We start from the raw sequence: 10,567 nt of genomic DNA on the forward strand, positions 1-10,567 counted from the left end.
AGATCGGCCGCTGCAGGCCGTAGTGAGGAATCCGGCGGCGCTGCGGGGTGGGTCCTGCTCGACGCCCCATGTGCCCTGGCAGGCTCGGCCCTTTCTCATCGCCCGGCCTGGCCGGTCCACGACCGTCTCGGCAGACGAACATGCGTCACGGCGGGTGCGGCCTGGAAGGCTCCCCGGGCCGGGGGGTCCTGGGAGGGCATGCCGTTTACGTCCGCGAGCTTTTTCCGGGTCCCGGCCCCTTGGGCCCCTTGGACCTAGCGCTGACCAGCGCCCTGCGCACCAATTCGGTCTCGGCGACGGCGAGATTGCCTGCTCCAGCGCTCTGACGGCCGCCGGCATCGCGTTGCGGGAGGCGGCGGGCCCGGACACCGCGATGCGGGACGTACGGCTGTTGCGGGCGGGCCGCTACCCTGGCGGCGTGCACGACAAGGAACCGCCACCGGCCAGCGACACCGCCACAGGGCCGGCCGCCCCGCTCAATGCGGCACAGCTGCGGCGGATCACGTTCCTGCACCGCGGATTCACCTACCAGAACCTGTACGCCGTGGGCTGCCTGCTGCGGCTGCGTCAGGCCGGTGCGCAAACGCTGCTGATGGAGCTGGACGAGGACCTGGAGGTCGTGCTCCCGGATCGGTATCTCTACCTGCAGGTCAAGACCCGGCAGGGCAATCTGATGTGGAGCGACATCAGGGGGTCGGTCGAGCAGTTCGCCGAGCTACGCGCGGAGCACACGGCAGGGCGGCGCCTCGGCACGCCCAAGCTGGTTGTGGTCAGCAATACCGCACCGGGTCCGGATCTGCTGCGACGGACCCAGCAGCCGGGCTGGCCGGCGGGCGTGTCGCTGGTGTGGCCGGGCCATCCCGATCCGCAGGAGACGTGGCTGCCGCCCGCTGCTGCGGATCTCACCGGTGTCCTGCAGTGGTGCACCGAGCAGGCCGCCCAGGTGCCGTTCCGGTCCCTGGGAGCGCAGACGCTGGTGTGGAAGCTGGCTGCCCGTGTCCAGTACGCGAGTGCCGGAGCCCATGGGCGAGCCTTTCATGCCAGTGAACTGCCCGCCCTGTACGAGCAGTTCGTCGAGGAGCTGCAGGCCTTTCCCCAGGTTCCTGACGTCTACTGGCCGCATGGCAGCGAACCGGAGTTGATGGGCGAGCAGCGTGTGCGGCTGGTGACGGGCTTCTCCGGGGCCGGGAAGACGACCTGGGCGGCGCACGCCACCGCCCGGTGCCCACTCCCGGTGACCTACTTCGATGCCGGCCAGATGCCGCCCGCGGTGGTGCCCGGTGCGCTGGCCCGGGAGGTTGCTGCCCGGCACCTGAGCGGGCCCGATGCCCTCCGCCTGCCGAGCGGGGCTGGCATCGACGTCCTGCGGGCCGTGCACGGCCGACTGGCCCACGACGGCACAGCCATCGCGGTCGTCATCGACAACGTGCACGACCTCCCATCCGACGACGTACGACTGCTTGTCCAGGCGCTGCCGACGGCCCGGATCACGCTGCTGGGCCACCCCCACCCGGAGCAGACCGCGCTCGCCGCGCATCTGGGTGTCCCCGCCGAGTCCTTGCCCGGCTGGGACTCCGACACCGTGGCCGCCGTCTTCGCCGCAGAAGACTGCACCCTGGACTACCCCACCGCACAGCGCATCCTGGCCTTGACGGCCGGCCTGCCCCTGTACGTGCTCAACTCCGCGCACCTGGCCCGCACCGCGCACGCGGGCGACGGGGCCGCCTTCTGCAACGCCGTACAGGCACAGACCCATCTCACCCCCACCACCCAGGAAGTCATCCTGGCGCAGATCTTCAAGCAGCTTTCCGCACCGGCACGCATCACCGCCGGGCTACTGTCGATCGCCGAGGTCCCCCTGACCGCCGCCGAGCTCCAGCAGCTGGCCGCGGCCGCCGGGAGCACAGGACCAGCCGCAGCCCGGGCCGTACGTGAACTCGCCGGCCGCGGCCTAACGCAGGCCTTCGCCGAGGGCCACTGCCAACTCCACGACGCAATCCGCCCCCTGGCTGCCCAAGCAGCCGAAGACCTGCCCGCGAAGACCACCGACGCCGTCAGGCAAGCCCTGGTTGGCCTACTGGAGGGACACCGGGGGCTCGCACGGCTGGCCCGGTGGATGCGCCTGCTGGCCGACACCGGACAGATCGAGATCCTGCTCGAACTCACCGGCCAGGAAGGCTTCTTCCAGGGTGGCTACCCCCGTGAACTGAGCGCCGTGATCGCCGAGGTGGCCCAAGACACCGACCGCGACGCCATCAGCCGCCTGGAAGCCCACAACGCACTGGCCACCTGGGCCTACGGGGATGACGATTGGGACACCTGCGCACGGCACGTGCACGCCATGGAGACCCTCGCCGAGACCAGCAACCAGATCGGCCCTCGGGAGAAAGTCCTGCTGGCCACCCGGCAATTCATCCTGTACGGACAGGCATGCGACGTCGACGCACTCGACTCAGCCTTCCACACCGCGCTCGCCGGGATCCCTGTTCCCTCGCCCCACGAACGAGCCCTGCGCTACGCCTACGCGCAGAGCCTGTTTCTCGCCGACGCCTACCAGGACGCGGGAAGCGCCGCGATGGCGCTCGCCGATATCTACCGCCGCCACCTCGGCCTGGAGGTCACCCACATCCTCGGCAACACCGAGGCGTTGCAAGAGGCCTGCGAGACCAGCGAAAACCCCGACGACTACAAGCGTCTGGCCGACTGCTTCGCCCTGTTCGTCAAGTCCTGCCGCCGACTCGGCCTCGACTACGGCCCGATGGCCTTCCCCGCGATGAAGCTGTATCTGTTCACCGCCGCCTGGCGCTCCGCCATCGACCTGGGCCAGGACGTCGTCGAGTCCCTGATGCGAGCCGACGAAACCCGAGCAGCCCTGGACCTGATAAACCGTCAGCTCATCCCCGTGGCTGAGGACTACAACCTGCCTGAGGACATGATCGGGCTGCGTTCCCAGCGCGCCGTCGTACTGGCCTACCTCGGAGACATCGCCGCCGCCCGTGCCGAACTCGACAGCCTCGATCACTACGAAGTCACCCCTGACCAGGCCTACGACATCCAGCACCAACGGCGCATCGTCGAAAGACTCGCCGCGCAGTAGAGCGAAGCACTGCGCGGGCCATAAACCCGCCTGGTGCAGGCCTGCCCTCAGAGGGCCGACGAGACGACAGCCCGGTTCTCCCTGGGCAGACCATGCACCGCAAACCTCGTATCGCCGACCTCGTGCTGCCCGCCGCCCAGCGACCAGCGGTGAGCTCGCGAGTTGTGATTGATGATGGGGTGCATGCGGCACACACTCTCGATGAGCCCGTCCCAGTACGCCAAGGCACCGGCCCGGCTGCACACGCTGGTATCGCCGCAGGCGGTTCCGCTGCCCGTCCATACGAGCGAGCAACTCCTGCCGCTGGAGCATCTGGCCTGGGAGAACTTCGAGCGGCTGTGCCTGAAGCGGGCGGTGGAGCGTGGGACGGTCGAGGACTCCGCCGATCACGCCGGGGGCGACAGTGTCACCGGGCGCTTGAGTACCTACGACGCCCAGGCGCAGGGAAGCCTGTACGGCACTCGGGGACAGGAGCAGCAGGGCATCGATCTGTATGTCCGTCTGCCGGACGGCTCAACCGAGAGCGAATCGGATCCCGAGCGCGTCTACCTGAGTCTGCAGTCGCGGCGGGTGAAGTCGCTGACCGCCGGTCGGCTCGAGGAGGCCGTCACTGACTTCCTGGACGGCACGTGGGCTGCGGTCAGCCGGGTCTTCGTCTACGCCACCAGTCTGTCGGCCGTCCCGCAAAAGACCGCCGACGAGGTGGTGACGCAGCGCAAACGGCTGGCGCGTGCGGGCATCACCTTCGAGGTGTGGGATGCGGAGTATCTGTCGGCCTGGCTGAAGCAACGCCCGCAAGTCGTCCACGACTTCTTCGGCCGCGCGTGGGTGGAGGAACTGTTCGGGTCCGAGCAGGTGACCGCTTTGGCGACCCGGCTCGATGCCGTGCAGGTCGCCGATCTGCGTGCACAGCTCGGTTCCTTCTACGCCACCTTCTTCGCCCACACCGACTCCGGTGCGATCGCCCTGCAGCACGCTCCCGCCCGGCCGGATTTGCGACAGCGGTTCGTTCTTCCCGACGTGCTCCCGGTGCACCAGCTGGGCCGCTGGCCTGCCCAGCTGTCATCACCCGACGCGGTCTCCCCCGGCATGTCCCCCACGGCCTGGTACCGCAAGGCGCGGGCGTCCGCCTACGGCCACCATCCCGACGAGCTGGGGAAGGCCCTCACCGTGCCTGCCTCCGAGGTCGGGGAGCAGATGGTGGCCGTCAGCACCGCGTCCCCGGCAGTGACCGGGGAAGCCACCGGGATCCGCACCAGCGCGGACGCCTGGCTGGCCGGGACCCGACGCCATGTCCTGATCGGGGAACCGGGCTCGGGTAAGAGCAGTCTGCTGCGTTTCGCGCTGTTGGACCTGTTCGCCGACTCCCCTGCCCTGCCGCGCTGGACCGAACGGTTCGGCGACCGGCTGCCCCTGTGGGTTCCCTTCCCGTTCTTCACCCGCCGGCTGGCCCGCTACGACGGCGCCGAGGCCTCGCTGGCGGCGACGCTACGGGCCTGGCTGGAGCAATACGACGTCGGGCATCTGTGGCCGCTGGTGGAGAAAGCACTGGCCGATGACCGGCTGCTGCTGGTCATCGACGGCCTGGACGAATGGGTGAGCGAGAGTGCTGCGCGCAGGGCTCTCACCGCGCTGGAGACCTTCCTGGACCAGCGCCAGCTGCCTGCGGTGGCTGCCACCCGCCCCTACGGCCTGTCACGACTGCAACCGACGGGAGCGTGGCAGTACGCCTCGCTGGCCCCGCTCTTGCCGCGCCAGCAGCGGGAGTTGGCCGCTCACTGGCTCGGCACTGCTGAGGTGCAGGGCAGCACGCAGGCCGAGGCGTTCGTGAAGGAACTGTCCGGCGTGCGGGACCTTCGCCAGCTGGCGCGGATTCCGCTGTTCCTTCTCCTGCTCACCGGTATGCGCCTGGCCGGGGCGGTGCTGCCGACCAGGCGGTTCGAGGTGTATGCGGGCGCCGTTGACCATCTGCTGGGTGAACATCCCGCCCGGCGCGGGACGGCGGCAGGCATCACCGCGGAGCCCACCGCACTCCACCCGGACGACATCCGTCAGATCCTGGCCCACGTTGCGCTGGCACACCAGCAGCGCGGCGACGTCCAGGCCGTGCCCGAACAGACGGTCCGCGCGGACATCATCGACGCGCTTCGCGATCCACGGCACCTCGCCCTGGATGCAGCGGGGGCCGCCGCTCAGGCGAGGGGGTTTGTCGACATAGCTGAGGGGCAGCTCGGCGTGCTGGTCCGGCAAGGCCCGCGCGAGATCGGCTTCCTGCACCGGGTCCTGCTGGAACAGCTGGCCGCCGAACAGGCCGCGCAGCAGCTGTCTTTCGAGGAATTGCGCTGCCTGTTCGCCCAGCGCGCCCAGGACCCACGCTGGCATGAGGTGCTGTTGGCCATCCTGTGGCAGCTGCAGCCCACCGAGGAGAGCAGTCGGCTGCTCCAGGAGCTCGCCGAGAAGGCCCGCGGGCCGGAACCGGAAGCACTGGCGGTGCGCGAGCTGGTGGCGCAGGCAGTGTTCGGCGGGATCCGGCTGACTCTCCCCCAGGCCCGGCGTCACGCCGCCACGATCCTGGAAGCGGTCGACAGCCACCCCCTCGTCGGGCACCGACAGCGGATGTTGTCGGCGTGTGTGGCCGGGCTGGACGATCCGGCAGTGAGCGGTGATCTGGTGCCGTACCTGTCGCGCTGGGTTGTGGCCGGTCAGCCGCTGCCGTGGCAGGTGTTTTACCGACTCGGGCAGGTGGCCGACGACCGGCAGCTGGCTGAACCCGTCTGGCCGCTGCTGGTGGCCGCGTTGAGGTCGGAGGACGTGCACGTCGCCTGGGCGGCCGCCCGCGCGCTCGCGGCCCGCTACGGGACGCGGGACGGGCAGGAGCACGTGGTTGAGACGATGCTGACGGCGCTGCGCCACGCTGCCAGTGCCGATCACGCCGCCGTGATCTTGCACGGTCTGCTGCTGGGCTGGCCCGATGATGACCGGGTTACGGCCGCGGCCGCAGCCGCCCGGCGGCAGCAGGTGCTGGGGCTGCGGCTGACGGCCCTGGCCGCCGTCCTGGATGTGTTGCCCGGCCAGGAGACCACCGGTCGTATGGACCGCGGGGCGCAGCCGCAGGGCGTGACTGCCGAAGAGCGCGCCTGGTTGGTCAGCCGGCTCGACACCGAGGATTTCACCGACGACGTGTGGAAGCCTGTGCTCGCCGACGCGATCGCAGCCGCCCTGCGTGAGGCTCCCGGCAAGGCCGAGCAGGTGCGCGACACCTGCCTGTCCATCGTGTCCGGCCAGCGCCCCGGACAGGGTGACCGAGCCGTGGCCTGGAGTGTGCTGCTGAAGGCCTGGGCCCAGGATGCGGCCGTCATCGACTACGTCTGCACCACGCTGGTGAACGACCCGCACCAGATCCGGTTCCTTGGCATCGGGCCGCTGGCCCGCGCCTACCCCGGCCATACGGCCGTGGCCGCCGCGGCCGAGAAACTCCTACAACAGGATCCACGGGCCTTCCTGGACTTCGAGCTCCCGTCCCTCGTCACCCTGGACCAGGGTCCGGTGCTGCGGTCCGCGCTGCTCAAGGAGTTGCACGACAGCGATGTCCCGCACTGGGCCGCCGATGCCCTGGCCGAGCACTGGGCCCACGACGCCGAGGTGCAGCAGGCGCTGTCCGCGGTGCTGAACGGCGAGGCAGACCGGGCATCGCGGGTGGCCAACGCGGCCGTGCGGGTCCTGGGCGCCGAGCAGGCCCGGGAGCGGCTGCTCGTCCTCCTTGCCACACCATCACCGACACACGACAGCCGCTTCCGCAAGGAAATCGTCATCCATGCGCTGCTGGAGAGCTGCCAGCACCAGTCCCTGACCTCGGGGCCGGTGGCCGAGCAGATCGCCCGGGTGTGTTTGGAGGCGGTGCAAGAACCCGCCAACGAATACGAGTTCACTGCTGAAGCCGCGGTCATCGCCGTTCTGCCTGCAACCGCTCCGGCCCGCGACCGCGCGGCCAGCATGCTGCGCAGACCGCAGGCCCCTCTTGGATCGCTTCTGGCCGGCTACGGCAGCGAGCCCTCCGCCCTCGAGCCCGTCCTCAACCGGGTGCGAGCCGCCCACCCGGTTCTACCTACCGCCGCCCGCCTGCACCTGTGCACCCTGCTACGCGACCACCTCGGCGACAGCACCCTCATCCGGCAGTTGACAGCTCAGTGGCCAAACGAGCCCCACGATCTCGTCCGATCCGCCGCCTCCGCCGTGTTCCACACCCATCTGCTGCACGACCACGACCGCGGCGCGCTTCCCGAACCGGAATGGCAGCAGGCCCAGTCCGTGCTCCGCGACACAGCCACGGGCCTCGGCTACGACAACTGGGCACGCCGGCGCGCCGCATGGGTGGGCATCCTGCTGACCGGCCAACTCGGCCTGCTGGACGACCTCGTCGAACACGACGGCCGCCCCATCCGGCTGCCCCTGGGTGAGTTCATCAGCACCGACCTCGATCTGCTCGTGCTCGGCGAGATCGCCGACCACTGGCCAGCCCTACGCGCCCACTTCGGCAGCACCCTCCTCAAACGCCTCACCGGTGACATGCTCTCCCCCGCCACGGACACGGCCTGGGAGTACCTTGCGCTGGTCGCCGACCGCCACCCCCAGCTCGCGCAAGAGCTCGCAACGGCCGTCGACCAGCAACCCGACCTCCTCACCCACGACACCGTGCTCGCCTGGTACGCCCACACCCACCGCAGCGAGGCGCACCTGCTGCGCACCCTGATCGACAACCTCCGGCCGGGCGACAACGGAAGCCGGGACGTCGCACCCCTGCTCCTGGCCGACCCTCTGGTCCTCGGCCTCGATCCGGCGACCGTGCAACGCGCACTGCACGCCGAACTGGGCCCACGACGCTGCGGTTACCCGCTCCCCGCCTCCGGTGCGTTCCTCGCCCTGGCCGCCGGGTTCCCCGACGACACAGCCGTCGCCGACGCCTGGGAGGCCCTCCAGCGCGAGCGCGATCTGCACGGACACGTCGAGGTGGACGTGTCGGTGTACTACCCGCTGGCCTACGCAGCCGTCGAGACTGCCGACTTCGTGGATCAGGTATCCCGCGACAGCGCATGGATCTCCAGCCATTTCACCAACGACATCGACCCACCGTTCGCCCAAGCCGTCATTCGCCGCCTGGAACGTGACCCGGAAGCACGCACCCGGGCGCATGCCGCCATCATCAGCACGGACACCTCCGATGCCCGGGCCGCCCAGCTCGCCTCCCTCAACAGCGCGGCCTCCGCCCTGCCCCCGGACGTCGCGCACAACCTGCGCCAGCGGCTGCACCGGCAGCAATGCCTTCAGCTGCCCGACGCCGTGCACGACTTTGTCACCGCCACAGACGTCCCCGTCCCCGCTCTCCTGCTGCGCATCCTGCAGTCAGGAACAGGGCGATGACACGCCATCCGCCCATGCAACGGGAAGACATACAGCAGACGGCCAGGCGCACAGCAGCTCCCGACGGTCCTGAATCACTTCTCTGCTGGCCCACACGGAATACTGGGACCATGGTTCAGCAGCCGCACCCTGGTACCAGGCCGCTCGTCGCGGAGGTGCTGTACGAGCGGTATGCGGGGCGCCTTCCCGACACCCTGGAGGCCCTCGCCGGACCACAGCACGGCCTGGTCGACCTGCCGCTCCACATCGCCTGGTCAGGACTGCGCACCTACGACCTCGAGCAGCCCCGCCAACGCATGAGCCTCTACCGCACCGTGCTCGCCGAAGGACAGCGCGATGACATCACCTGCTTCCTGAACCGCGATCTCCTGCTCGCCCAATGGCCCACGATGAGAACCATGATCAGCAGGCACGTCCGCGAGGCATGGGAGACCGCCTTCCCCGACCTTGGGCGCTTGGCATCCGGCACGGCGTGAGTGATCCGCCGTCCCCAGACGACCGCCGATGCTTGCGTGAATACGGCGGCTGACGCCGTTCGGGCCCGGACCGCGGTTACGAGCGTGGCGCCGCCGTGCTGCCCAATCACACCAGACGGCGAGCGTGACGTGCCGGCATCACGACAACGGGCTCTACCGACGGGTATGACGCTTTCACATCACGCAGCGGTGCGTACGTTCCGCAGCAGTGCGGCGGTCATCGCCAAAAGCGTCTCGGCCTCTGCCCGGCCGTACTCGAAGTCCCTGGTGAACACGTCATTGTGCAGAGCGCCGCACGTCTGGCTGTACAGGGCGTCCTGGATCCGCCACCACCGCTCGGTCTGGCTGCACTGGCTGGGGACCTTCCTCCCGGGGTTCTCCCAGCCCGCGTTCTCCCGGACCCACTCCAGTGCCCGCCTGATCTGCAGAATGGACGCCAGGATCTCGCCCACGGTCAGCAGACGCTGCGCCTCTCGCAGAGTCCGGCCGACCTCGTCCCTCTCCGGGTCGCCGAGCGGATACGGCACGGCCATCTCGAACGCCGCAGACGGCCCCAGCTGCACAAGCTGCTGTTCCCACCGGCTCTTGCCGATGGTGATGTGCGCCGTGGCCTGGGCGCTCCCCGGGTAGCCGGGCGCCTGCGGCAGCGTCGCATTGAGGTCGATCTCGAACCGTACGTCGCCGGTGCGGCCGTCCTCGATCGCATGGACCTGCAGCGACGTCAGCGGGAAGGACAGGTTCACGCGGTGAACGGTGATCTTCGGGGTGTACGCCAGGTTCGCCGTGGTCCGGGCGAGCCGGTGGCGCTGCCCTGTCGTGTCGAAGCCGAACAGATCCGTCTCCAGGGCGAGGATCTTCCCGGCCTCAGTGAAGGGCGACACCCCAACGGCGAGCTGGACACTCAGCTCGTGGGCTCCCAGCGCACGCATCAGCCACGTCTGATCGCTGCTGACCGTCGCGGTGAACCGGATGTCGTCGTCGAAGCGAAGTTCCTGCATAGCTCCCCCAAAGGGACGTGTCGATCACCCGATTCTGCCGGGCGGGACGCCCCACCACCGCCGCTTTTCCAACCGGCCGTGCACGCGAAGGGCCCAGGCCGCGATTCACGGACGGGGCACGGCTGGTCCTGTGGGGTCCACCGGAACGTGCGGCGGCACGAGGATGAGCTCCCCTACCACCACGGGGCCGTGCTCAGCGCTCTTCGGATACCGCACCGCTGACCGGACTGGGGCCTCACAGCCCGGTCGGCGAGCCATGATCGCAAACGACCCGACAGTGCGAACCCCTGCCGCCTCTCAGGACGGTCGCCCACGAAGCACCGGACCGCCCCTGCGCTCCATCAGCTCCCTGAGCTGCGCAAACGCCGCCAAACCCATAGAGGTTCCCGAGATACTCGCGATATTCCAGCTCTACCACGTATCAGCAGGCCGCGAACCCATACACCTCTGACCAGAGGTCAACACTCCGCAGTCCAAGCTGGTCAGATCAGCGCACCAACTCCTCATGAGAATCCAGGTCTGCACCGACGCTCCAGCTCAACACGCCTTCAGACACCATACAAAGCCGGGAACTCACA

General features: G+C 69.3%; 4 protein-coding genes. 3 read left to right on the plus strand and 1 reads right to left on the minus strand.

The features are described from left to right. Positions 1–418 precede the first annotated feature (418 nt). From OHA11_RS48240 to OHA11_RS48250, 3 genes are all read left to right on the plus strand, one after another. Positions 419–3,097, plus strand: a complete 2,679-nt coding sequence (locus tag OHA11_RS48240; RefSeq protein WP_266509204.1) for a hypothetical protein — start codon at positions 419–421, stop codon at positions 3,095–3,097. Between the two features lie 183 nt (positions 3,098–3,280). Continuing rightward, positions 3,281–8,515 carry an NACHT domain-containing protein gene (locus tag OHA11_RS48245; protein WP_266509207.1) on the plus strand — a complete coding sequence of 1,745 codons (5,235 nt, stop codon included), beginning with the start codon at positions 3,281–3,283 and terminating at the stop codon, positions 8,513–8,515. A gap of 110 nt (positions 8,516–8,625) precedes the next feature. Then, positions 8,626–8,991, plus strand: coding sequence for a hypothetical protein (locus tag OHA11_RS48250; protein WP_266509209.1), 366 nt, complete (start codon positions 8,626–8,628; stop codon positions 8,989–8,991). A 179-nt stretch (positions 8,992–9,170) separates the two neighbouring features. Here the strand turns inward: OHA11_RS48250 and OHA11_RS48255 are convergent, their stop codons facing one another. Then, positions 9,171–9,989 carry a hypothetical protein gene (locus tag OHA11_RS48255; RefSeq protein WP_266509212.1) on the minus strand — a complete coding sequence of 273 codons (819 nt, stop codon included), beginning with the start codon at positions 9,987–9,989 and terminating at the stop codon, positions 9,171–9,173. Positions 9,990–10,567 lie beyond the last annotated feature (578 nt).

The organism is Streptomyces sp. NBC_00878 (assembly GCF_026341515.1).
Lineage (GTDB): Bacteria > Actinomycetota > Actinomycetes > Streptomycetales > Streptomycetaceae > Streptomyces.

Coding starts and splice junctions, on each gene's coding strand:
- OHA11_RS48245 (WP_266509207.1), top strand. CDS start 3,281: ATGCGGCACACACTCTCGATGAGCCCGTCCCAGTACGCCAAGGCACCG.
- OHA11_RS48255 (WP_266509212.1), bottom strand. CDS start 9,989: ATGCAGGAACTTCGCTTCGACGACGACATCCGGTTCACCGCGACGGTC.
- OHA11_RS48250 (WP_266509209.1), top strand. CDS start 8,626: ATGGTTCAGCAGCCGCACCCTGGTACCAGGCCGCTCGTCGCGGAGGTG.